Genomic DNA, 25649 nt, shown 5'->3' on the forward strand with positions numbered 1-25649 from the left:
AAGGCAAAATAGAAAAAAACCAGCATAAAAGCTGGTTAAAAGTCGAAATAATTTCTTTTTAATAGACGTGGTCTTCCCATTAATTCTTCATATGTTAGTTGTTTTGGTAAATCTTTCGTATAAATTAGAAACAATTGATCTTCTATTTCTTTCACTGTTTGATCTGCTTGATAGTCCATACCACATGAGGAACAAGAAATGCATGGTGTCTCTTGGATTTCAATGGCTTTCGTACCATCTGGCAATTCCCAATATACAGTATTCAAGCTTTCTTTCGCTTCTGTACTGTCACACCACATACAATTCATACTGCATCACCCTCAGTTTTTTTGTCGTTTTCTTCTAATTTAGCCATTTGTGATTGATACTTTTTATCTTTCAGTTGATCACGCTTATCACGTTTATCTTTTAGTGATGCATGAGTTTCATTATCTTCATAGTCTTTACGACGGTTCATACGCTGTAAGTCGTCTGGAACAAGGTTAAATTTCTTATCACTCATAAGACCTGCGATACCAACATCTGAACGTTTTTCTTCGTAGTTTGGATAGATTTCTTTAAAGTACCCTTCTGCTCTTCCTGGGATATAGCTCTCTGGCTCTGGATACGTTGTAATAACACCTTCAAAGTTACGAAGCACAACTTTATCTGCACTTTGCGAAATTAAATAGTTTGGTTGAAGCGCAATTTTGCCGCCTCCTCCTGGTGCATCAACAACGAATGTTGGAACTGCATAACCAGACGTATGACCGCGTAAACCTTCAATAATTTCCAGACCTTTAGATACCGGTGCACGGAAATGACCAATACCTTCAGATAAGTCACATTGATAAATGTAGTATGGGCGTACACGGATTTTTACTAAGTCATGCATAAGTTTTTTCATAATTGGAACGCTGTCATTAATACCAGCTAAAATTACTGCTTGGTTTCCGATTGGAACACCAGCATTCGCTAGCATTTCACATGCTTTTTTCGACTCTTCTGTAATTTCAATAGAAGTATTGAAATGTGTATTTAACCATACTGGATGATATTTTTTAATAATGTTACATAAGTTTTCTGTAATACGCTGCGGGAATACTACCGGTGCTCTCGTTCCGATACGAATAATCTCGACATGCGGAATCTCTCGTAAATTTTTTAATACATATTCTAAAATTTTATCGTTAATAAGAAGACCATCACCACCAGAGATTAATACATCTCGTACTTGTGGTGTATCACGAATGTAACCAATTGCATCATCTAATTGTTTCTTTGGCACACCCATTCCAATTTGTCCACTAAAACGACGGCGTGTACAGTAACGACAATACATAGAACATTGATTCGTTACTAAGAATAATACGCGGTCAGGATAACGATGTGTTAACCCTGGAACTGGTGAATCTTCATCTTCATGAAGCGGATCTTCTAAATCATATTTTGTTTTATATAACTCTTCCGAGATCGGTACAGATTGCATCCGAATCGGACAGCGTGGGTCATCAGGATTCATTAGCCAAGCATAGTACGGTGTAATATTTAACGGGATCGTTTTCGTTGAAATTTTAACGCCTTCTTCTTCGTCAGGTGTTAAATTAATCACTTTCTTTAAGTCATCTAACGTTTTGATCGTATTCGTTAATTGCCAAACCCAGTCATTCCATTGTTCTTCAGTAACATCCTTCCACAACTCGATATCTTTCCAGTGACGATTTGGTTTGTATACATCATGTAACATTGCTATTCCCCCTTTTTATACGCTCATCCTTTATATAAGCAATAGTTATGCCAACTTTACATTATTGATAAGTAAATGTACGGAGAACGCTATTACATAAGCAAAAAAATATTTTTAAGCACTGTATGAAATCCATACATACTATCATATTCATTACTTTTTATATATGTAAACGCTCTTTTATTGGTGCAAATACACAAAAACCGCCAATTATTCGGCGGTTTTGTCGTACTTACTCAGCTTATATTGCAGCGTTTGACGAGGGATACCTAACATTTTTGCAGCTTGTAGTATATTCCCTTCTGTTTCAATTAACGCTTGATCTATTAATTCTTTTTCCGTTTGATGAAGTGCTTCTCTAAGAGGCAATATGCTCCTCTTCTTCGGGAGATTCTCTTTCCGAAATGTACGCGGTAAACAATTGGCTGTTAATGTATTACCTTCTGCAATTATGACAGCATGTTCAATCGTATGTTTTAACTCCCGAACATTTCCAGGCCATTGGTAAGCTTCTAGTCGTTCTTTCGCTTCCTTATCCATTTGAAGTACACCTTTTTTATAACTTTTATTATATTCTTTCAAAAAATAAGACGCTAATAATAATACATCCTCAGTTCTTTCACGGAGCGGCGGAATATATAATGAAAAGACATTTAATCGATAATATAAATCAGTGCGAATTTTATTCTCTTTTAAACATATTTCTGGTGGCTGATTCATTGCGGTAATAACGCGAACGTCTACTTTTCTCGTCTTATTATCACCAATACGACGAATAACACCATCTTCTAATACACGTAGCATTTTCGCTTGTAAATCGAGTGGCATTGAATTCAGTTCATCTAAAAACAATGTCCCTCCATCTACAAGTTCAAATAATCCCGCTCGTTCAATTGCCCCTGTATAGCTACCTTTCGTCGTTCCGAACAATAAACTTTCTAATAGCGATTCTGGCAAAGCTGCACAGTTTTGTGCAATAAACGGCTTGTTCTTCCGTTTAGAAGCTTCATGAATCGCTTGTACAAATAGCTCTTTCCCTGTTCCTGTTTCCCCATATATTAAAACATTTGCATCCGTTGGGGCTACTTTTTGTGCTAATTCTTTCGTCTGTTTAAACCGAGCATCATTCGTCACGATCGTCTCAAATGCAATATGCTTTTTAATTGCTTTTTTTCTAGATGACCGCTTTATTTTCGACTGCAAATCGACAATTGTATCCGTAAGTTTTTGAACTGTGGAATAATCCTTAGCAATTTCAACAGCCCCAGCAATATTTCCATCTATAAAAATAGGTAACGTCGTATTTACTGTACAAATGTCTTCCCCATTTAAATTTTGATAATGTTGCACTTGATGAACGATTGGCTTTTTTGTATCTAACACTTTCATCAACGTACTTGTTTCCCTAGATAAAGAAGGAAACGCTTCTAATAAATGTTTACCTAACACTTTTTCAATTTTTGATCCATCGTGTTTTGCAGCTACGGTATTATAAAAAATTGTAATACCATTTTCATCTACTGCGTGTATAGCCTCATCAATACTGCCCAAAATCGCTTCAATGACCTCTTGTGTCGAAACTGCTAGCAATGTCATCCCCCCTTTTGCCGAAAATTCAGCAATCACGTGCCGAATTTCCGGCATACCTATATGCGATTATAAGCATGACGATTCCGTTCTATTTTTATACCGTACTATTTAGACAAATCTTTCACCCATATATTCATATCTTCCAGCTTATCGAAAATGTAGCAATTGTTCGCAAGTCTTCCTGTATACGTATAACCTAACTGATGAAAGGCCGCATTCATTCCGAAAGAAAGTGATCGAGCAATTGTATAGGAGCAGAAAATCGATTTTTCTTGCAGTTCTTCTTCTAACTTAATTAGTAAACTTTTCATAAACCCATGCTTACGATATTCGGGTAACGTAGCACAATTCGTTAATTCTGCATTTCCTTCTTTTATATTCATTTCTGCAGATGCTGTACTAATTATTTTCCCCTCGAATTCATACACATAGTATATTGTATCGTCTTCTTTCATCGTTTGTTTTACATAACTTGCTTCGTTTAAAGGAGTCGGATAAACTTCAAATACTTTTCCAAAGACGACCGCTAATTCTTCCGCATCCTCTTCGGTCGCTTTTCTTAATAGAAATTTCTCTGGAACTATTTTTTCCTTTACTTCTTTTGCTTTAACTCCGCTTAAAATGGTATCTTCCTCAGCCCAATGAATACTATTTCGTCTTTCATCATTAATAAATTTCACGAAGAAGTATGCATCATGACCTTGAAAATAATGCGGTATTGTTGCTTCCAATAAAAAACCGAAAGAGAGCCATGTAGAAACATGCTCTCCCTTTCCTTTAATAATACATTTAGTGAAAGAATGCTTCTCTGCTAATTCGTCAATTGTTTGTATAATCCTCTCAATATTTCCTGTGTAGTGGTCTACTCGAATACGTTTATTAAAATAGTCTACAACGCCTTCTACTGTATAGCCATTCGTCTGTTCGCTAAAAGATTCATAGTATTTCATTTTTTCACCTCACACCAATCTAGTAATGTACATGCAATAACTTTTGCGGCAGCTATCATTTTATCAACTTCTATATATTCGTTTGGATAATGTGCTACTTTCGTCTCTCCTGGACCAAATACTATCGTTGGTACGCCTGCGATTTGTGTAAATAAACCTCCATCAGTCCCCCAAGGAGACGCTTCAATAATCGGTTTGTTCCCTTCGATTTCAACAAAGTTATGCTCGAGTGTCGTAATTAACTCATGATTTTCTTCTAGTTCACCAGGAACCCATCTCGCTCCAAACCATTCTACTTCTACAGGATTTTCAACAAACCAATTGTCCACATCATTTAATTCAGCAATCCAATTCTCGAACTCTTCTTTTGCTGCCTCTATAGTCTCATTCGGCGCAATACCACATCTTCCTTCTAAAATTAACGAATCAGGAACAGAACTTGGCCAGCTCCCGCCTTCAATTTTCCCAATATTAATTGGAATTGGAATCGGGATTCCTTTAAATAATGGATCTGTAATTCGACCATTTCTCTTCTCTTCCAATTTTCTCAAATGATCTACAACAAACATACTTTTTTCAATTGCACTTACTCCTTCATAACGCGTTCCACCATGTGCTGCTTTGCCTTTCACATGTAGACGAAACCACATGGACCCTTGTTGTTTCGGGAAAAACTTCATATTTGTCGGTTCTGGAATAATGACACCATCCGCTTTATATCCTCGTAATATAGTCGCTAATGTTCCTGCCCCGCCGCTTTCTTCTTCTATTACACTTTGAAAATAAATATTTCCTTTTAATTCAATACCAGATTCAATAATGGCTTCCATCGCAAGCATTAGTGCGACGTTTCCGCCTTTCATATCCGTTGTTCCACGACCATATATACGATTACCTATTTGCTCACCACTATAAGGGTGATGGTCCCACTGATTCACATCTCCTTCTGGTACGACATCAATATGTCCATTTAATATCATAGATTTTCCGTCGCCACTTCCTTTAAGGGTTGCCACTATGTTCGGGCTATCTGAAAAACTTGTACGCGGTGATACAAAATAAGGATGATCTTTCATTTTAGAAAAGGATGGTTCCCAAATATCTAGATCTAAACCTAGCTCACGTAATTTTTCAATCACAATTGCCTGTGCACCACTCTCATCACCAGATACGCTCTTTTCTTGAATTAATCGTTTTAAAAATTTTACGCTTTCCTCTTCATGACTCTCGATATAATCACAAATTTTCTTTTTTAATTGCTCCATATATTATATCTCCCCTCATTCAATTACTAGTAAGTTAGAGCCAATTTTGAAATCAGCTTCTGTATGTTGTTTTATATCTTCCACTGTGTATGGGCTCATTAACTCTTGTAAAATGAGTCCACCCTCCGTCACTTCCATAACTGCCATATCTGTAATAATTAAATCTACACATTTCTTTGAAGTTAACGGTAATGTACACTCCGAAACAATTTTTGCATTTCCGTATTTATCGACATGATTCATTACAACAACGACCCGCTTCGCTTTTTGTGCCAAATCCATCGCTCCCCCAATACCTGGAACGCGTTTTCCTGGGACAATCCAGTTGGCTAAATCACCATTCTCACTTACTTGTAATGAACCAAGAATCGTTATGTCTAATAAACCTTTTCGAATCATCCCAAACGCTGTGCAGCTATCAAAATAACTCGCTCCTGTAATAAGAGAAGTTGGTAAGCCTGCTGCGTTACATAAATTTTCGTCTTCATTCCCTTTGCTTGGCGTAGGTCCCATACCTACAATTCCATTTTCCGCATGAAACATAACGTTTATATCGTCAGGAAGATGATTCGGTACAAGCGATGGTATACCAATACCTAAATTTACAATCATACCATTTTGTATTTCTTTCGCTGCGCGCCTAGCAATCTTATCTCTCACTTCTACGCCCATACCCATTTCCAATTCACTCCTTCCGACGGTACAATATAATTTACAAATACTCCTGGGACAACAATTTCTTCTGGATCTAAACTTCCAAGTGGGACGATTTCCTCTGCTTCTACAATCGTTATATCCCCTGCCATTGCTACGTGAGGGTTCATGTTACGAGCGCTTTTATCAAACACAAGATTACCAAACGGATCCGCTTTTTTTGCATATACAATCGCAACCTCAGCAGTTAATGATGTTTCAACTAAATATGTCTTACCATTCATTTCAACTGTACGTTTTCCCTCTTCTACAATCGTATCAACACCTACATCAACTAATACGCCTCCAAGTCCTACACCACCAGCACGAATACGCTCTGCTAATGTTCCTTGAGGAGAAAACTCGATTTGTAACCTTCCTTCATTTAGCTGTCTTCCCGCATTTGGATTTGAACCAATATGTGAGGTAATTAATGATTTTACTCTTTCATTCGTAACGAGACGACCGATTCCTACATCAGGAAATCCCGTGTCATTTCCTATTAAATTTAAATTTGTAACTTCTTTTTCTAAAATCGCCTGTATTAAAGATGGAGGGGATCCAATCCCCCCAAATCCTCCGAACATTAATGTCATATCATCGTGGAACAAAGAAATTACTTCCTCTATTTCTTTTAATTTACCGAATGTATTCGTAATAGTTGTCATGCGATACTATGCCCTCCTTTTTGCATCATTTCTTCTACACTTTTTGCAAAAATTGAAAGTAATTCATCTAACTCGGAATATGTAGTTGTCATTGGCGGTGCTACAAGCAGTGCACTATCTTCTTTTCCTGCTTGCCCTGAAACAGCTTGGTATAAAAGAAGACCATTTTTAGCTGCAACCGAAATAAGTTCTGACGCCTTTGTAAACGGTTGCAATTCTACTCCAATCAGCAAACCTTTTCCTCGCACATCAGCAATGATTGTCGATTGTTGCTGAACTTTTTGTAGTCCTTTTATTAAATACTCTCCTTTTTCTGCTGTTTTTTCAGGTAGATTATGTTTCTCCATATACTCAATAACAGCTAGAGCTGTTGCTGCTGATAATGGATTTGCACTTAACGTATGCCCACTCATTACTGAACGTGATCCTCGTAAAATTGGCTCCATAACACGGTCACTTACAATCGTCGCTGCCATCGGTGTATATCCAGCTCCTAAACCTTTACCAAGAGTCATAATATCCGGTTCTACACCCCAATGCTCCATCGCAAACCAAGCACCAGTACGACCAAGTCCAGTCATTACTTCATCGGCAATAAATAAAATATCGTAATGACTACAAATATCTTTAATAACTTTATAATATTCTTTCGGCGGGACGACTGCGCCTCCAGCTGCTCCGATAATCGGTTCAGCGATAAAAGCTGCGATATGTTCTGCACCAATTCTTTCAATTGATCTTTCTAGTTCAGTCGCACAAGCAAGCTGACAAGTTGGATATACCTTTTGTACCGGACATCTAAAACAATATGGAGCTGGAATAGTTGGATAATCTTCTAAAATTGACACGAAACGTTGTCTGCGCAGTGGATGCCCAGACATTGATAAGGCTCCCATCGTAATACCGTGATAACTCATCCATCGTGACAAAATTTTATGTTTCCCTTGAATACCTCGCTCTTGAAAATGCTGGATTGCAATTTTCATAGCTGTTTCATTTGCTTCCGTACCACTATTCACAAAAAAGCTCCAGTTCAAATCTCCTACACTTAAATCGCTTAATTTCTTCGCTAATTTTTCAGCTGGTTCACTCGTGAACTGTGATCTATAAACGAAAGCAATCTCCTCTGCTTGCTTTTTGATAACGTCCGCAATCTCCTTTACGCCATGCCCAATACCTGCCGTAATTGCCCCTGACGAGCCATCAAAATATTTATTTCCGTTTTGATCATACAAATACACACCTTTTCCATGTGAAATCATTGGATACGGCTGACCAACAAGTGGTTTAATTAAGTAATCGCGCATAGCGCTCCCCCATTTCTCCAATTTGTATATATATATGAAGAAAATTGACGTTTCTTTCATAAAAAAGAACCCTCTGCGAAAGCAGTGATTTTATCAAAAAACTATTATAAAATATACAAATGAGTGCTTAATACCAACTTTAAAAACAGAAAATTCAGAACTAAATTCGAAGACCAACCCTTATTTATACGCTCAACTAACCCTCCTTTATATAAAATAAATGTTTCACTACATGTTTTCTTAACATAATGTCAGCTTCCCTCAATTGCCGACATTGTGTAAACTTCGACGAAACTCCCTTTAAACTCCTTCCTATTCTCCTACTTTATATTGCATATTTTCAAACAAATCTCGACAATTAATCCCACTAAATGCATAGCAATTATTTTAAAGAAACCAAGATTTCACATACATCATCATCCGTTTTATACATTAAAAAAAGAACCGATTAACCACATTAATCAGTTCGGCACGACGCTCTTTTATCAGTTAATACCTTCACTTGCTAACGTAAATAGAAACAATAGCATTACAAATTCAAATTTCATCCTACAGCCTAAAGCACAAAATCTTCCATAACTCCACTCACAAATCCTTGCGGGATATCCCCATCCCAATATTTCATTCCTTTCCTCAATTTCAAATTACCTTTCCTTTATAATTTATGTAGGACAATTATCACTTTGTATGTGTATTCGCCCATAATTTAAAAAATCCCTAGTTTTCTAAGAATTTGGGACATGTTTTCGATATTTCACTTGTTTCACTCTTAAGTCTTCATTTCAAAATACGAACTTCATCAGCTCATTTGGAGGAAATATTATTGTGTCCTCTAGAAATTTATAACTCTCGTTCACCTAAACTACACTTACCATAAGCAATATTTTTTACTTATTTTCAACTTTCCTCCTTTTAGAAACAATTTTTTTGCATAACCTCTTTCTTGCTAAGCATATAGTGTTAATGATGACAAAGGAGGAATGTTCATGTCTCAATCTGAAATCGAAAAATATGGACAAGAAGCTGCACGTTACGAACAGCTCGCTCGTTACTATCAATTTCATAATCCGAAAAAATATGTAGAACTATATATGAAATATTATGATACGCTTACGAAACTTGTACAGGCATATGAAAAAAGAGATTCACAAGAAGCTGCTTTACCATCACATATAAGGTTTTTTCACTCAGCTTCCAATACACCTGCGGTTGACATTTTAGTAAACGGACAAAAGGTTATTAAAAATATTTCATTTAAACAATTTAGTCCCTATTTAACATTAGTACAAGGTAAATACCGTATAGATATTGTTCCTGTCGACAATGAAACTCCCATCTTTTCAGCTTTAGTACCGATAATGGGAAATCACTCTTATACTTTTGCCGCAATAAATAGTGACAATCATCTACAATTACAACCTATGCTTGATAATACACATTTACCAGCTGGTCAAGCAAAAATACGCTTTGCACATTTTTCTCCGGATACCCCTGTTGTAAATGTAAGTTTAAAAGGTGGAGATCATTTATTTGAAAATGTACTCTTTAAACAAATTACAGATTTTTTAGAAGTTAGCCCTGGTACAGCAGATATTGAAGTTTCACTCGCAGATAATGCAAGTGTCTTGCTAACTATACCGAATTTCAAAGTCGAACCGAACATCATTTATACCATTTCAATTTTAGGTTATTCAACGAAGGATCCTAAATTAGAAGCCGTTATCCTTACAAATTAAAACAGTCTACACCATTCATTTGGTGTAGACTGTTTATTTTTGAAACTCAATTTGAAATTCTGTCCAATCGTTATCTGAACGACACATGATGGACCCATTATGTTTTTCTACAATTTGTTTACATACAAATAACCCAATACCAGTTCCTAACTTTTTAGTAGTTACAAATGGTTCGAAAATCGTTTCTACATTTTCAGCTGGAATCATTGGTCCATTATTTTTTATTACAATTCGAATTGCTTGATTTTCTTCAAATACATCAACGATAATTTTTCGTTCTTCTTTTATCGATTCAAGAGCGTCAATTGAATTCATTAATATATTTAAAAATACTTGTCTCACTTCACTCCGATAACCAACAAGCGGAATTGGGTACGGCAAATTCTTTTCAATCGATACATTTGCATTAACCAAACTAGGATATAAGAACTGTATAATATCTTGAAACAAATCATTAAGCCAAAATTGTTCTGATTCCGTCCACATTTCTTTTTTCGATACGAGTAAAAATTGCGAAATCCGAAAGTTTAATTGGTCTAATTCATGCGAAATAATATCTAAATACGATAAACTCGGATGATCTGCCTTTAATAATTTGACAAATCCCATAATCGAAGTAAGTGGGTTACGAAATTCATGTACAAAACTAGCTGACATTTGCCCTAATATCGTCAGCCTTTCTTTATGTGTTTCGTTAATATATTGCTGTTTTTCCTCTAAATTTCTTGATATAATTTCCGAGTATTTTAAAACAGTATAATAAATTAATTTATCAAAACAAGTATGTATTTGAGCCATAATTGGTTTCAATTCACGTGCGCTAACCTCTAATTCACACATCGCTTCAAAAAGCTCATTTCTTCCCACGTTTGCATTATAAACAAAATCTCCAATATTCGCATCTGCTCCTGCACGTTCAATAGCAATTTTCTCGCATAATGGCTGAAGATAATCTATATCTTTTTCTTCCATTGTAAGTTCGATAATTAACTCTAATAAATCCTCTCCATTTTGAACTGCTTCTAGTTTAAATGGATCTTTATCGGAAATTATCATTTTGTTTTTCCAGTTCTCAACGAATTGGTGCCTGTTGTTTTTCAAGTGCGAACAAAATACTTCTTTAATATCCTTATCGATTGGAAAAACCCCCATTCCCTCCATTTCCATACGACGAACACCCTTTATATTTTGAATATTAACACAAAAAATGCGATTCGTTAATAGATTATTGTCACATTTTGTTAATATGTGTTGATAAAATTTTTAATGCCTTTATTAATTGTTTAGATTGATACATTCTATTTTCCTTCCTTTCATTCAATTTTTTTTACATTCGATGCGACTTTTTTTGCATCCTGCCTCATTCTTTCGTACAATAGAAAATGAAAGGTGTGAAAAATATGGTAAATAAAAATGTGGAAGATTATCTCCAAGAAGGCATTTACGGCCAAAAGCAGAACAAACCAGAAGAACGTAATATGTATTTAACTACATTACGTGAGCGTGTAGAAATCGCTTTAACCATCGGTCAAGTAATGCAAAGTAATGTATATTCTGAAGTAGCTAGTAACATGCGCTCTTCTCAATCATTACAAATATTCCTAAATGGTGGCATTGCTTACCCACATTTATCAAAATACATTAAATTAGCAAATGAAAAAAATGTTCCTTTTACAATTGTTCAAAATAAAGGTATAGAAACACCAATCGGTTTAGTATTATCCCATAGTACAGCTGTTGACAAAGAACAAATTTATGTAGAAGATGCTATTTTCAAACAAGAAATGAAGTAAAAGGTACACTTGATTAAATGAAATCGTATCGAGAAACATAAAACAAACAATAAAAAACGAGTATGGAATCGTAAACATTTCCTGCTCGTTTTTTATTACGATGTTTTAGCTCGATCTACTTTATTTTTTAATACACACTAATTTCATTTCTGTCATCTCTTCTATTGCATATTTAATTCCTTCACGCCCTGTGCCGCTTTCTTTCACACCACCGTATGGCATATGATCTACCCTAAACGTTGGAATGTCATTAATCATGACACCACCAACTTCTAACTCATCAATTGCACGCATTGCTTTAAACAAATTATTTGTAAATACACCTGCTTGTAGACCGTAACGTGAATGATTTACTTGCTCTATTGCTTCATCAAATTCTTTAAATGTATTTACTGTCATAAGTGGACCAAATACTTCTTGGCACTGTACAGATACATACTCTGGAACATTTGTTAATACAGTTGGTTCAAAAATCCTTGCATCATGTTTCTTACCACCGTATAAAACAGCTGCCCCTTCCTTAATAGCTTCTTGCACCCACATTTCAATTCGCTCTACATCTTTTTTCGAAATTAAAGCCGATACATCCGTTTCTTCAAGTAATGGATCACCAACAACAACTGTTTCCATCGCTTTCTTTAGCTTTGAAAGAAATTCATCCATTCTCTTTTCATGTACAAAAACACGTTGTACCGAAATACAAACTTGTCCATTATTAACAAATGCACCCCATTTTACACGTTCAATTAATTCATCTGTTAATTCTACATCTTCATCAATAATAACAGCAGCGTTTGATCCTAGTTCTAACGTAACTCGCTTTAACCCAGCCTTTGCCTTAATTCCGATTCCAACTTTCGGACTTCCCGTAAAAGTAATGGAAGCAACATCATCATTTGTAACTAGCGCCTCACCTACAGTTGAACCAGGACCAGAAATAATATTTAAAGCCCCTTTTGGCAATCCTGCCTCTTCAAATAGTTCAACTAATGCGTAAGACGATAATGGCGTTTGATCAGCTGGTTTTAACACAACTGTATTTCCAGCAGCAATTGCAGGGCCAATTTTATGTGCCACTAAATTTAATGGGAAATTAAATGGTGTAATAGCTCCTATAACCCCAATCGGTTTTCGTATTGTGTATGCAATACGTCCATCTGCACCAGGTGCTGCATCAAGTGGCAGTGTCTCGCCGTATATACGCTTCGCTTCTTCCGCCGCAAATTTGTATGTCTGAACGGTACGATCTACTTCTCCCCTAGCAGCACGAATTGGTTTTGCAGCCTCTTTTGCAATAATTTCTGCAAATTCTTCTCTTCTTTCATCCATTTTTTGTGCAACCTTCTCTAAAATAGTCGCACGATCATATGCAGATAATGTATTCATTTTTTTCATTGCATTTTTTGCAGCAGTAACAGCCTCTTGTACATCTTCTTCCGTTCCTTGTGCAATTTCCGCTAACGTTTCTTCAGAATATGGTGCGTATAATGGTTTATACGTGTTTACAGACTTCCAATCTCCGTTTATATATAAATGCTTTTTCATAATTCTTCTCCTTCCAAATATATGTATACAACAATACTTCACCTAGTGAAAGGTCTGACTTATGCCATTGTATCATAGCCCTTATTCTGTCAAAAACATTATGCTCAAAAAAACTCTGCCATATAGCAGAGTCTACGAACTAATTTGTTCTTGAAATTTAATTTGTTTTTCATCTTCTAAAATAACAATTGATTCTACAGTTTTTGTAACTTCTAGTCTCTTTATATAGTGTCCATCTAATTCTTTCACACAAAACTTATAATTTTCAATTTCAATGAAATCCTCTTCAGCAATTTCTATATTTTTCGTTAAAATCCAGCCACCTATTGTATCAACACCATTATCATCAATCGTTAAACCTAATAACGTATTCACTTCACTAACAAGCACTTTTCCCTCTAGAATTGTTTTCGTTTCACTAACTTGTTGAATTTCTGGCTGTTCATCTGTATCAAACTCATCTTGAATATCTCCAACTATTTCTTCTAAAATGTCTTCAACTGTAACAAGTCCAGATGTACCACCATATTCATCTATCAATATGGCAATATGCGTTCTTTCTTTTTGCATTTTTACAAATAAGTCGTGTATTGGGATAGAGTCGATAACTAAAATGATTGGCCTAATATACTGCTCTACTTTCTTATTACTTACTGCATTATGCTGCACAAAATCTGTGAAAATATCTTTAAAGTTTACAAAGCCTATTACGTGATCTTTGTCTCCATCTACAACTGGATATCTCGTATATTTTTCCCGAGACATTTTTTGCAAAGCTTCTTCAGCAGGCATTTCTTTACTAATAATATGCATCTCAGTTCGGGGTACCATTATTTCTTTTGCGATACGATCATCAAATTCAAAGATCTTATTTACATATTTATATTCAGATTGATTAATCTCTCCATTTTTGTAACTTTCTGAAACTAATAACCGTAATTCTTCTTCTGAATGAACCTCATCGTGCCCTTTCGGTGGTTTCAGCCCTAACAATTTCGTAATAATTCGAGCTGATCCATTCAGGATCCAAATAAATGGAAACGCCATACGATAAAAGAAAATTAACGGTTTAGCAACAAATAAACTCACTTGTTCAGCTTTTTGAATCGCGAAAGTTTTTGGGGCCAATTCCCCTATTACAACATGTAAAAATGTAATAAACAAAAATACTAAAATTACAGCAAAAATGTCTGCCAGTTGAGTAGAAATGTTCAAATTCACAAAAAGCGTGTCAAACATTTGCTTTAACGCAGGTTTACCAAACCACCCAATCCCCAGAGCTGTAACTGTAATTCCTAGCTGACAAGCAGATAAATATTCGTCTAAGTTTGTAATGACTGTTTTGACAGATGTTGCGCGATTATTTCCTTCTGCAATTAAATAGTCAATTCGTGAACTTCGCACTTTAACAATTGCAAATTCTGCTGCAACGAAAAATGCCGTTAAGGCAATTAAAACAATCACTATACTTATACTATATATGTCCAAATACTTCTCCTTACTTACATTGTAAGCAAGGAAGCCACCTCCTACTTAATTTTATTCAAGTGAAGTAAGCATTCTAATACTTTAACAAAATTCTACATTAGCAACCACCTTTTTATATATTATATGCATACATAAAAAAGATATTTATCATTATGATAATCTAATTCATTTCCCTTAGTCAAATGATTCTAAATCTTACAATAAAACATTTTTATATACACGATATATTCTTCATAGCTTCATTTCGTGAAAAAACACTTTCTTTGCCGATTCCACACTTCTTTTGTCACACTTGAAGGGAACTTCCTTCATAGATCGAAATCATTCAACAGGATATATATAGGAGGGATTATTTTGGAATATAAAACACCATTTATCGCAAAAAAATTAGGTGTTAGCCCAAAGGCTGTTGTCCGGATTGCACAACAATTAAATCTTACGATAGAAAAAAATAAATATGGTCACTTTATTTTTACACAAGAAGATTTAGATCGAATGTTAGAATACCATCTTTCACAAATAGAGCAGTCTCCAAGCTCTCACCCAACTCCAAAAACATCATCAAACGATGTTGTAGAATTAAAAACGCAAGTAAATACAATTGTTCAAAACATATCATCGCATGATTTTGAGCAATTAGCAGCTCAATTAAACACAATTACAAGAAGGCTAGATCGAATGGAAGAACAGATGCAAGATAAGGCAAATGATGTTGTTACGTATCAACTTTTACAACATCGTCGTGAAATGGAGGAAATGTTAGAGCGAATTCAAAAGCTAGAGGCTACACTCAAGAAAGAAGAGCCAATATATATAACTCCAGATACGAAACCAACATATGAACGCGAAAAGAAACCGAAGCGCCGCAAAATGATTTTTAGTATATTTGGATTATAACTTTTAGACCCTTATTACAATAATAAGGGTCTTTTTTCATGAAGAATGATTTCATATTAAAATAGCATTCTCTTTATTGCATATATTTATTTCGCTTTATTTGGTTAACATAATATTCTTACTGTATTCTGCGATTAATGCCTGTGCATGAGCATTCCCTTGAATTACATCTCGAAATTCTTTTAAAGAATACAAATGCGTAGCCCCTTTCCGGGCATGAATTCGTACTGGTACACCTTGTAAAGTATCATGAAACTGAAATGGCTTATCTATCGGTTCAATTGGAAAACCAAGTGTTACTAAATACATATACATTCTTTTTGTAACTGCTGCAATATACCATTCTGCTTTCGTTTCTAATGCATGCATAAATAAAATAGCTGTTAGTCTTTTGAAGTGTCCTCTCCCACGAGACGTTTTCGCAATACTTAACTTGCCTATTTCATATACATTTTTCAAATCTTTTACTAAATCATTTTTAGAAAACGGATAGAAAAACTCAGAATTTGATTGCTCTGGTACCGTATACTTAATACATTCTACTGTACCGATATGATGTTCATCTTCTATTAATAAAAATCGTGATGGATTTAAATTACGTTCTACGAACATTAAGTTTCTTTCTTCACAAAAGTCTCCCCATAGTTGCTCGAACCAAAAATGTTCTTCCTTTGTTTGAACCCGCTGGAACATATTTCCCCGCCTTTCCCATCGCCGCTCTGTTTTTGATAACGCTTTCACTATCTATCATATAAGAACACATCTTCGTATGCAACTAAAAATATTTACAACTTATTATATTCTGCAAAATGAATTAAATTCCATCTTAATTGTCTTTTATCCCTCATGTACCGTTCTTCTAACACCATATTTATATTACTTTCAAATTCAAATCATATGAAGCTTCCTTCTATACTGCATATAATTCTTCTTAATCTAAAAAAATCCTTTATAAAAAAGGATTTCTTTTACTTCTTCATACTTTTTAACCACTTCTCAAAAATTTGTACCATCCCATGTTTTCCGGCTAATTTCTCTTCCCCTTGTTTCGTTTTATATGGATATAATTGTAAGAACACACCACACCCGGACTCAATTTTTTTACTATGCATATGACTTCCTGGATATACACAAATAACTTCATAAATGGCCCTTCGATAATAGACTCTCTTTCCATCCTGTTCTTCTACATATTTGATAGACCAATACTTATACATTTGCTCAGTTGCTTTCGTATTTCCAACGTGCTGAAAAATATTGTACATTGGGCTATACTTCACTTCAATAATAATAGAAGATTGATATACGTATTTCCCTTCTTCCTTTACATAACAGTCTAAACGAATATCTGGCTTCTTCGTATCTTCTCCATTATAAAAATTACTCCCTTTACTTAATGCAATAAGAGGATGTGTTTCAATTAAATCATTGAATGCGACATGTACTCTCATATCCTCTCGGTGTAAAACAACTGTCGTTCCATCCTGTAATCCATCTACATAAAAATGTTCTTGTATTTGTTCACGGATGGAATTTATAGCCTCAAAACCAATTTGCTCTAACATGGAAATAACGATAAAAAAAGCGTAATATTCATACACTAAAAATGTTGGTTTATAAACAAATAATAAAGATGGAGATTGATCTGTATATTGTGGAAGTAAATCTAAATGCTGTAGTAGTTGTTGATGTGGTATCGGTAAATTATGTGAGTCCATGTTACCCGTTTCGGAAACTTCTCTCCAAAATGGAGAATGCATTAAAGTTTGAAAGTATTGTACACTTTCATGTACAAAATGCGCTAATATTTTATATTCTTGTATCTTCATAGAACTTTTTCGCAAATCCGCCTCTTTTAGTAAATGTATATTTTTATATTTTTGTTTCTCTCTATCAGTCACTGATCCATTACGCTCAATTGTTTGTATAATCGTTTTTACAGCCTGAAATTCTTCTGATTTCTTCTTTTTTGCTCTTTCTAATATTTCAATTGTTTGACGTAAAAAACTTTCAGCTTCAAGTAAATAGAGATTAAATTGCATCGCTTTAAATTTAAGAAAAGCATTTTCCTTACTATTTTTTTGTTCTATAAACTTACGATTATATTTTTTTGCATAAGGTTTTCTTTCCGCCACTATGGCTCCTTTTCTCGTTGCTTTCCGCTCCTTTTCTTCCCATTTATATTCATGTATAAAATTTGAACTCAATTCTATTTTCTTAAAAATTTGCTTTATCTTTTTCATTTTTTGCGGCAACTTTCTAAGTAACACTAAATAAGAAGAATCTTCAATATCACTGAGTGCAGAGAAAGTCTTTTTATAATAACCTCTATCTAAAATCAACTCATTTAAAATTGACTTTACATAGTTTTGAATCATTTCAAATTGATCATCAAAAAAATTTTTTGGAACGACTTGAAAAGCGCCATAATACGTTTTATCTTCTATATTCACTTCAAAATGATATAAGCCACAACGCCATGGATAAAAGAATTCCGTTTTTCCATGTTCATATATTAATACCTTTTGTTTTTTTTCATTTATTTCATATTTTGATTCCTTTATATTTTTCTGTCCCTCATATACTTTATTCCATATAAAAGTAATATTCATTGGACTTTCATAATGGTAATGCAATCTTATTGGTTTTAATTCTTGTACTTTATAAATACATTGAACTAATGCTGTAGTAGATGTACAAAGACGATTTAATAATATATTTTCCCCTTTTGCCTCCGATCCAATGATTAACTTTAATACAAAAGGGAGTGTTTCTTTCGTATCAACGATTTCTGTTTCATATCGCCCTTCATTTTGCATAGCCATACAACTCCAGTTCTCTACGCTTTTCTCTTATATATGCTAAAGAGTGTTCAAATGTAGATACTCTGTTTGCAAGTTGCGATTGTAAAAGAGGTACTAATGTCGCCCCCCTTTTTACTTCTTCAGAAAGTAAAGAGCCCACCATCATTTCAGTCCCTCTTATTTTCGTCAATACACGCTGCTTGATTTGTAAATCAAATCCTTCTTCTCTACTGATCATATAGGAATGATTATTTTGAAACGGTATATTTTGCAAATAAGTAGCGATTGCATTTGCACATCGAAATGAAATTCCCTTTGACATATCGTGTGATGACAATACAACATGTAACTTATCTAATAGCTCTAACTCTTCTTCAGAAAACACCTCGATCATCGCTTTATTTCTGACCCAACTTATACGAAATTCTCCTGCAGTTACTTTCAAAGGTGGTTGTAATACAATTTTCTCTTGTTCCATACACATCTCACAAAACGGAATCTTTTGTAACGTTATTAAATTCGTCCGATCTAATAATCGATCTGAGAGCTCTTTCGTTGTTTCATCAAAATTTACTGTACCTACAAATATAATATTTTCACCAATTTCAATTGTTGGTGGAATTGGATTTTCTTTTTCTTGTACACCTTCATACAAATTTAAAATACGGTTTTGCTTTTCAAGTTGAAGAACAGATAGAAATGGAGTAAACCAATGCTCAATATGTGACATATTCATTTCATCAAAAACGATTATATAAAGCTGATTTTGATTTTCTTTTGCCTTCATTAACGCCCGAACTAATTTTGTTTCACTTTCAATAAAAGTACCATTTGGGTGAAGATAACCAAGTAAATCATGTGGTTCTTGATACGATGGTGAAATCGGAATCCACACCAATTCTTCCCCATACTGTAATCCAAGTGCTTCTGCATAAGCTTGCACAAAACGGGATTTCCCGGCGCCTGGTATACCACCAAGAATCGTCAACATATTTGTTTTCGCACTTATATGGAAATTATAAATGTCCGTTTCATCCAAATAGAGCCCTTTATTACGTACAAAACTTTTTACATACTGTAAAAAGACGGATTCACGCTCATCCCATTCCCATTCATCCTTGTGCACTTTTATTTCCTCTACTTCTACACGCTTACCTTCTTCAGTCATTCGTTTTTTTAATTGCTCATACATGTGATTACTTACAAAATACAATTGATCTTCTACCGCTATTTCTACATGCTTCACCCAGTCATTAAAGTCTATATACTTACATTCCCGCTGCTGTTCAAAATAGGCAATTGAGCTAATTGATGATGACTTTAAAGATATATTTCCATATAACCTTCCATCGTGCCACAATAATTCAGGAGGCTCAAAGTCTTTCGGATATTTTGGCATTAGAAATGACAAATAGCCATTTCCAAGTTTTCTTTCTAAAGACTCTCCTTTTTTGTATTCAGAAACTTTAGGTACTGGAATCATTTTATAGCCATTAGCCATTTCTCGCGGTTCTTCTGCACAAATTAACTCCACATATATATGTCCTCTCTCGTAATAGAGACGAAACATAACCAGTTGCTTTTCTAATTTTCTTTTCTTTAATTCCGAAAAGACTTTTTCATTCTTTTTATTGCTACATAAACCTTCAAATACGTATGGTTCATTTTTTAATTGCTCTTGTAACGTGAATGGTATTGGCGATAGGCATTGTACAAAGAAGTTCTCTCCATTCTTCTCTCTCTCTGCTTTTGTAAACTTTCCGATAAACCTCATATAGTACATTCTTTTTATAAAACTTGGCTGAAGAGCTTTATGTAATTTCACCTTCGTCACCTTCTTTTTTTCATACTATTCTTAGTGTATGAGAGAAACGAAAAACTAGAAACAAAAAACCTGACGTTATCCGCCAGGTTCAAAATGAAAACGTATATTAATGAGATGGAAATGCTTTTTTCTCTTGTAAAATGGCATTATGTGCAATTTTCATTTTAGCAAGTACATATCGTAATCGATCTTCAGCGTTTTCATCTGTATTTTGCTGTAATTCCGCCAAATTCTCTACAGCACTTGCTAAATTTTCAATCACTCCTCGTAGTTCAGGATGATGATTAAAAAAGGATTCTTGCACTAATACTTTCCTTACTTCACTCGCTAAATCAACAATTCTGGTTAACTGTTCTTTTTCTTCCATTTTCATCCCTCCTGAATATCTTATGTATTAAATATTCTCTAGACAAAGAAAAAAGCCCTTTATTTAAAAGGACTTTTACATTTTTATATTTCCAGTCAATAACATATAGATTGATGTGATAGCTGCAATAACAATTGCCCACATTACATATCTCTCAATACCTCTAAAACAACGATTTCCTTTTTCTTTTCTTGCATACACGTAAACAATAATCCCGATTCCATATACGATTGAAACAAGTAATAAATTTTTCAAACCTGCTGCATATAGAAGCCATACAGAATAAATAGAAGCAATTAAAGCTAACGAGCCGTTTTTTACTTTTGCATCTTTTAGTTCGTTTGTAATAACTAATTTGAATTGGAATAACGCTGATAATAAATATGGTACTAAAATTGATGTTGACGCTATGAAATACATAATTTGATATGTCGATTCTGAAAACAGAACGATTATAAATATAATTTGGGCAACGCCATTTGAGATCCATAATGCCATATGTGGCGTTTGTTTTTTATTTGTTTTCGTAAAGACTTTCGGAAACACGCCATCTTTTCCTGCTACGTGGGAAATTTCAGAAACAAGTAAAAACCAGCCTATTAATGTACCTACAAGTGAAGCAACTAATCCGATGTTAATCGCAACTGCGCCCCATGTCCCAACAACATGCTCTAATACATGTCCCATTGACGGAGTTTCTAACACGGAAAGCTCTCCTCTTGACATCGCTCCCATTGACAAGACAGAAATTAAAATATAAATAGACATTACTAAAATAAGTCCAAGTACTGTCGCTTTACCAACATCTCGGCTATTTTTCGCTCTACCAGATAATACAACCGCTCCTTCAACCCCAATGAAAACCCAAAGAGTTACAAGCATTGTATTTTTCACTTGGCCCAGTATAGAGGAAACTGAGATCGTTCCTTCTCCCCAAAAATCATGTGTAAATGTATCCCAGCGAAACGCTGTTACCATTACAACAATAAATAATACGATTGGAACTAATTTCCCTATCGTTGCAATAACATTCATAATAGATGCTTCACGAATTCCAAATAAAATTAGAAAATGAAGTGTCCATAATAAAAGTGATGCTCCTACGATAGACGCAACATTATTTCCACCTTTAAAAATTGGGAAGAAATAACCTAATGTACTAAACAGTAACATGATTGTTGCAACGTTTCCTAAAATTCCTGCTAACCAGTATCCCCAAGCACTGTTAAATCCAATATATTCACCGAAACCAGCACGTGCATAACTATAAATTCCGCCCTCAAGCTCTGGTTTTTGTCTTGCTAACGTTTGATATACGAGCGCGAGTGGAATCATTCCCATCGCTGTAATACACCAGCCAATTATTATAGAGCCGCTATTTGCTCCTACTGCTAAATCATGCGGTAAACTAAAAACACCGCCACCAACCATTGTTCCGACTACTAATGCAATTAATGGAAAAAATCCTAACTTCTTTTCTATTTGTACCACCCCATCTGTCATTCTAGGTGTTATGTTCGTTCAACTATTAAAGTCACCTTTTTCTCTAATAGACGTTTCTCTTATATTTTTTCAGGAAAACATTACTTATTCTAAAAGAAAATGAAGAAAAATGGAATACTTTTTTGAAAAAATGTATAAGTATGCACAAAAAAACCGTTCATTTTGTAATGAACGGTCATTTCATACATATAAATTTGTATATTTCTTGTAAAATTAACGAAGTAAATTCTCTTTTTGTAAAAATTGTTTTGCTACTTCTTCACTACCTTTACCATTCACATTTACTTCATAATTCATTTTTCGCATTTCTTCATCGGTAATCTTCCCAGATAATTTATTTAATACTTTTTCAAGTTCAGGATATTTCTGTAACGTCTCTTTTCTTAATAACGGTGCACCTTGGTATGGTGGGAATAATCCTTTATCATCTTTTAGCACTTTCAGTCCGTATTGCTCAAGTTCACTATCAGTTGAATATGCATCGATTACGTTAACATCCCCTGATTGAATTGCACTATAACGTAGTTTCGGTTCCATCGTTTTCACATTTGCAAACTTATAGTTATATAATTTTTGCATTCCTTTATAACCATCTTCACGATCAGCAAATTCTAATGTGAATCCTACTTTCGCATCCTGTGCCATTTTTCCTAAATCAGAAATTGTATTTATATTATTTTGATCTGCTATTTTTTTCGGCATAGCTAGTGCATACGTATTGTTATACTCCATCGGCTTCAACATCACCATATCGTATTTCTTTTCCATTCCAGTGCGAGCTTGCTCATATACTTCATCCCGATTTGTGCTTTTTGGCTCTTCTTTCACGAAAGTAGATAAAGCTGTTCCCGAAAATTCAGGGTATATATCTACTTCACCTGATTTCAATGCTTCAAATACAAATGCTGTTTTTCCAAGACCTGGTTTTAATTCTACATGTAAATCGGTATCTTGTTCGATAAGTTGCTTATACATTTGAATTAAAATTTCAGGTTCTGATCCAAGTTTGCCAGCAATAACAATATCTTTCTTTTGTGTATTCCAAAGAAATGGAGAAGCAATCATTATACAAACAATACATATCGTCAATATAACACGCTTAGAAGAGCGTTTTGGACTCTCAAGTACTCGAAGTACTACATCAAAGAATAAAGCGAGTAACGCGGCTGGTACGGCCCCTAAAATGATAAGTGCATGATCATTTCGATCGATACCTAGCAATATGAGTTTACCGAGCCCCCCAGCACCTATAAGAGCTGCTAATGTAGCCGTTCCAACAATTAATACCATCGCCGTACGAATACCGGCCATAATAATTGGTAATGCAAGAGGAAGCTCTACCTTCCACAGTCTTCTCCAGCTATTCATCCCCATAGCTCTCGCTGCTTCGATTAAAGATTCATCTAACTCCCTTATTCCTGTATATGTATTTCGTAAAATAGGTAATAGTGCATACACAACTAATGCAATAATAGCTGGAAGTTTTCCAATTCCTACTAATGGAATTAAAAGTCCGAGTAATGCCAGTGATGGGACCGTCTGCATAACTGCAGAAGTTCCTATAATAAACTCCGCCATTCGTTCTTTTCTCGTTAATAAAATGCCAAGCGGCACTGCAATAATTACTGCAAAAAATAATGAAATAAGCGATATTTGTAAATGCTCACTTAATGCAGTAAGTAATTCTATTTTTCGTTCTTGGAACGTTTGTATAAAATCAGTCACTGTTTAGCCTCTTTCCTTCATTTGTTCAACTATGTAATTGACAATATGACGACTTGTTAAAGTTCCAACATATTGACCATTTTCTTCAACTGGCACTGATTCTTCAGCTTGTAAGCGAATAAGTGCTTCTTGTAAAGGAGAATGCAAAGATAAAGCAATCCCTTCAACTCGTGTGCGATCGTCTAGCGGCATTACATCTCCTATATTCATGCCCTCATACCAAGGTCGTCCACGATTTCCAATGAACTCCTCTACAAATTCATTTTTCGGATTATGTACAATTCCTTCTGGTGTATCTAATTGAACAACTTTTCCTTCTTTCATAATGCAAATACGATCGCCAAGCGATAACGCTTCTTGCATATCATGCGTTACAAATACAATTGTTTTTTGAATCTTTTTTTGCAATTGTACAATATCCTTCTGAAGCTGCTCCCTACTTAGTGGATCTAATGCACTAAATGGTTCGTCCATAAGAACGATTTTCGGATTTACGGCTAATGCCCGTATAACACCAACGCGCTGCTTTTGACCTCCTGACAATTCATCAGGCATACGATCGCGATATACGTCTGGATCTAGCCCGACCATCTGTAGCAATTCATCGACACGGGCTTTTGTTTTTTCTTTGCTCCATTTTCTCATTTCAGGAACAACTGCAATATTTTCTGCAATTGTCATATGCGGGAACAAAGCGATTTGTTGCAACACGTATCCTATATTCCAACGTAACTCGTTTATATTATATTGTTGAATATCTTTTCCATCGATTAAAATCGATCCTTCAGTCGTTTCAATTAAACGATTAATCATTTTCATTGTCGTTGTTTTCCCGCAACCACTCGGACCAATAAGGACAAAAAACTCTCCCTTTTTAATTTCTAAATGCAATGAATCCACTGCTTTCGTGCCATCTTCATACGCTTTTGACACATGATTAAATTGAATCACAAATACAACTCCTTTATCGTTGTTTCCTTTATTTTGATGGAAGATGGAATTCATTTCAAATGATACGCATTATTCTACAAAAAAAGAGCTCCCATTTGAGCTCTAACGGTCGAACAATATTGTTTTCATTACTGCAGCATATTCACGTACATACATTTTCCTCTTAGATCGCATTGGTGTTTCAGCGGCTAGTGCCTCCATCTTCATGCCTAAACGCTTTGCAATTATTTTCGTTCTATATAAATGATACGTATTACTTACAACTACCGCATGTTTCACATTATATAAATCCATACTAAACTTTACATTCTCATACGTATTTGTAGATTGATCTTCTATTAAAATACGACTCTCCTCTATACCATGTACCATTAAATAGTTTCTCATACTATGAGCTTCCGGTATATCTTCATCTTCCCCTTGACCACCTGAAACAATTACTTTCGCTTCTGGATGGGAATATAAATATTCCAACGCTACATCCAAACGGTTTTGAAGAGATAAAGACGGTCTATCTCCAAATAACTTTGCACCTAATATAAGAACGTATGGAGAGTGATTACTCAATTTTTCACGAGCAACATTCTTCATTCGAAACGTCATATAAAGAATGTATAGTGGTGGTAATAATAAGATTATAAGCAAGATCCATTTGTTCATAAATAAGTTTGCACTCCGATACGATAAACTTAACTAAATCTATACAATTTAATCAAATTTACACGAGTTAGTGCTTCATCGTGTTCTCGCAGCCCCAAAGGGACGAGGGGTATAACACTCCACACGAGGCAGTATCGTTACCTCCTATTATCAAGC

22 protein-coding genes are annotated in these 25649 nt (G+C 34.8%); 3 read left to right on the forward strand and 19 right to left on the reverse strand.

Going from position 1 to position 25649, the window contains the following annotated elements; all coding sequences use genetic code 11:
• Positions 1 to 35 precede the first annotated feature (35 nt).
• From MR115_RS26680 to MR115_RS26715, 8 genes are all read right to left on the reverse strand, one after another.
• Complete coding sequence (locus MR115_RS26680) at positions 36 to 308, reverse strand: YokU family protein (protein WP_000995761.1); 273 nt, start codon at positions 306 to 308, stop codon at positions 36 to 38.
• Positions 305 to 1726, reverse strand: a complete 1422-nt coding sequence (kamA, locus tag MR115_RS26685) for a lysine 2,3-aminomutase (protein ID WP_242243290.1) — start codon at positions 1724 to 1726, stop codon at positions 305 to 307. The genes MR115_RS26680 and kamA overlap by 4 nt, the downstream gene beginning before the upstream one ends.
• A gap of 210 nt (positions 1727 to 1936) precedes the next feature.
• Positions 1937 to 3322, reverse strand: a complete 1386-nt coding sequence (rocR, locus tag MR115_RS26690) for an arginine utilization transcriptional regulator RocR (RefSeq protein ID WP_098375569.1) — start codon at positions 3320 to 3322, stop codon at positions 1937 to 1939.
• A 98-nt stretch (positions 3323 to 3420) separates the two neighbouring features.
• The gene (ablB, locus tag MR115_RS26695) at positions 3421 to 4266 is read right to left on the reverse strand and encodes a putative beta-lysine N-acetyltransferase (RefSeq protein ID WP_242243291.1); all 846 of its coding nucleotides are present in this window, start codon (positions 4264 to 4266) and stop codon (positions 3421 to 3423) included.
• Positions 4263 to 5531, reverse strand: a complete 1269-nt coding sequence (locus MR115_RS26700; protein WP_163095303.1) for a peptidase — start codon at positions 5529 to 5531, stop codon at positions 4263 to 4265. The genes ablB and MR115_RS26700 overlap by 4 nt, the downstream gene beginning before the upstream one ends.
• 15 nt (positions 5532 to 5546) lie before the next feature.
• On the reverse strand, positions 5547 to 6209 hold the full coding sequence (locus MR115_RS26705; protein ID WP_061678429.1) for a CoA transferase subunit B: 663 nt from the start codon (positions 6207 to 6209) through the stop codon (positions 5547 to 5549).
• Positions 6194 to 6892, reverse strand: coding sequence for an acetate CoA-transferase subunit alpha (atoD, locus tag MR115_RS26710; RefSeq protein WP_242243292.1), 699 nt, complete (start codon positions 6890 to 6892; stop codon positions 6194 to 6196). The genes MR115_RS26705 and atoD overlap by 16 nt, the downstream gene beginning before the upstream one ends.
• Positions 6889 to 8199, reverse strand: coding sequence for an aspartate aminotransferase family protein (locus tag MR115_RS26715; protein ID WP_001205889.1), 1311 nt, complete (start codon positions 8197 to 8199; stop codon positions 6889 to 6891). Before MR115_RS26715 ends, atoD begins: the two co-directional genes overlap by 4 nt.
• Positions 8200 to 9185: 986 nt before the next feature.
• Here MR115_RS26715 and MR115_RS26720 point away from each other — a divergent pair.
• Complete coding sequence (locus tag MR115_RS26720) at positions 9186 to 9935, forward strand: DUF4397 domain-containing protein (protein WP_242243293.1); 750 nt, start codon at positions 9186 to 9188, stop codon at positions 9933 to 9935.
• Positions 9936 to 9968: 33 nt separating this feature from the next.
• Here MR115_RS26720 and MR115_RS26725 read toward each other — a convergent pair whose 3' ends face one another.
• A complete protein-coding gene (locus tag MR115_RS26725; RefSeq protein ID WP_375337827.1) occupies positions 9969 to 11102 on the reverse strand; it encodes a BA2291 family sporulation histidine kinase in 1134 nt (377 codons plus the stop codon).
• Between the two features lie 233 nt (positions 11103 to 11335).
• On the opposite strand from MR115_RS26725, the gene MR115_RS26730 reads away from it, so the two are divergent.
• Entirely contained in the window at positions 11336 to 11728 is a 393-nt protein-coding gene (locus MR115_RS26730; protein ID WP_242243294.1) for a YueI family protein, read from the forward strand.
• A gap of 120 nt (positions 11729 to 11848) precedes the next feature.
• Here the strand turns inward: MR115_RS26730 and MR115_RS26735 are convergent, their stop codons facing one another.
• Positions 11849 to 13273 (reverse strand): aldehyde dehydrogenase family protein, encoded by a 1425-nt coding sequence (locus tag MR115_RS26735; protein ID WP_242243295.1) that lies wholly within the window; start codon positions 13271 to 13273, stop codon positions 11849 to 11851.
• Between the two features lie 132 nt (positions 13274 to 13405).
• Entirely contained in the window at positions 13406 to 14761 is a 1356-nt protein-coding gene (locus tag MR115_RS26740) for a hemolysin family protein (protein ID WP_063262796.1), read from the reverse strand.
• A gap of 354 nt (positions 14762 to 15115) precedes the next feature.
• Here MR115_RS26740 and racA point away from each other — a divergent pair, with 354 nt between their 5' ends.
• Complete coding sequence (gene racA, locus MR115_RS26745; protein WP_242243296.1) at positions 15116 to 15658, forward strand: chromosome-anchoring protein RacA; 543 nt, start codon at positions 15116 to 15118, stop codon at positions 15656 to 15658.
• A 96-nt stretch (positions 15659 to 15754) separates the two neighbouring features.
• Here the strand turns inward: racA and MR115_RS26750 are convergent, their stop codons facing one another.
• The 8 genes from MR115_RS26750 to MR115_RS26785 form a co-directional block, all read right to left on the reverse strand.
• Positions 15755 to 16351 carry a hypothetical protein gene (locus tag MR115_RS26750; protein ID WP_061678435.1) on the reverse strand — a complete coding sequence of 199 codons (597 nt, stop codon included), beginning with the start codon at positions 16349 to 16351 and terminating at the stop codon, positions 15755 to 15757.
• 275 nt (positions 16352 to 16626) lie between these two features.
• The gene (locus MR115_RS26755; protein ID WP_242243297.1) at positions 16627 to 18477 is read right to left on the reverse strand and encodes a hypothetical protein; all 1851 of its coding nucleotides are present in this window, start codon (positions 18475 to 18477) and stop codon (positions 16627 to 16629) included.
• On the reverse strand, positions 18467 to 20287 hold the full coding sequence (locus MR115_RS26760) for an AAA family ATPase (RefSeq protein WP_061678437.1): 1821 nt from the start codon (positions 20285 to 20287) through the stop codon (positions 18467 to 18469). Before MR115_RS26760 ends, MR115_RS26755 begins: the two co-directional genes overlap by 11 nt.
• 106 nt (positions 20288 to 20393) lie before the next feature.
• Positions 20394 to 20654 carry a hypothetical protein gene (locus tag MR115_RS26765; RefSeq protein ID WP_000391452.1) on the reverse strand — a complete coding sequence of 87 codons (261 nt, stop codon included), beginning with the start codon at positions 20652 to 20654 and terminating at the stop codon, positions 20394 to 20396.
• 75 nt (positions 20655 to 20729) lie between these two features.
• Entirely contained in the window at positions 20730 to 22157 is a 1428-nt protein-coding gene (locus MR115_RS26770; RefSeq protein ID WP_061678438.1) for a basic amino acid/polyamine antiporter, read from the reverse strand.
• A 213-nt stretch (positions 22158 to 22370) separates the two neighbouring features.
• Positions 22371 to 23882: an ABC transporter permease/substrate-binding protein gene (locus MR115_RS26775; RefSeq protein ID WP_097864345.1), complete on the reverse strand. Its 1512-nt coding sequence runs from the start codon at positions 23880 to 23882 to the stop codon at positions 22371 to 22373.
• Between the two features lie 3 nt (positions 23883 to 23885).
• A complete protein-coding gene (locus MR115_RS26780) occupies positions 23886 to 24833 on the reverse strand; it encodes an ABC transporter ATP-binding protein (RefSeq protein ID WP_242243298.1) in 948 nt (315 codons plus the stop codon).
• Positions 24834 to 24935: 102 nt separating this feature from the next.
• Positions 24936 to 25493 carry a YdcF family protein gene (locus tag MR115_RS26785; RefSeq protein ID WP_242243299.1) on the reverse strand — a complete coding sequence of 186 codons (558 nt, stop codon included), beginning with the start codon at positions 25491 to 25493 and terminating at the stop codon, positions 24936 to 24938.
• Between the last annotated feature and the right edge of the window lie 156 nt (positions 25494 to 25649).

The organism is Bacillus cereus group sp. BfR-BA-01309 (assembly GCF_022664315.1).
Classification (GTDB): Bacteria; Bacillota; Bacilli; order Bacillales; family Bacillaceae_G; genus Bacillus_A; species Bacillus_A mobilis.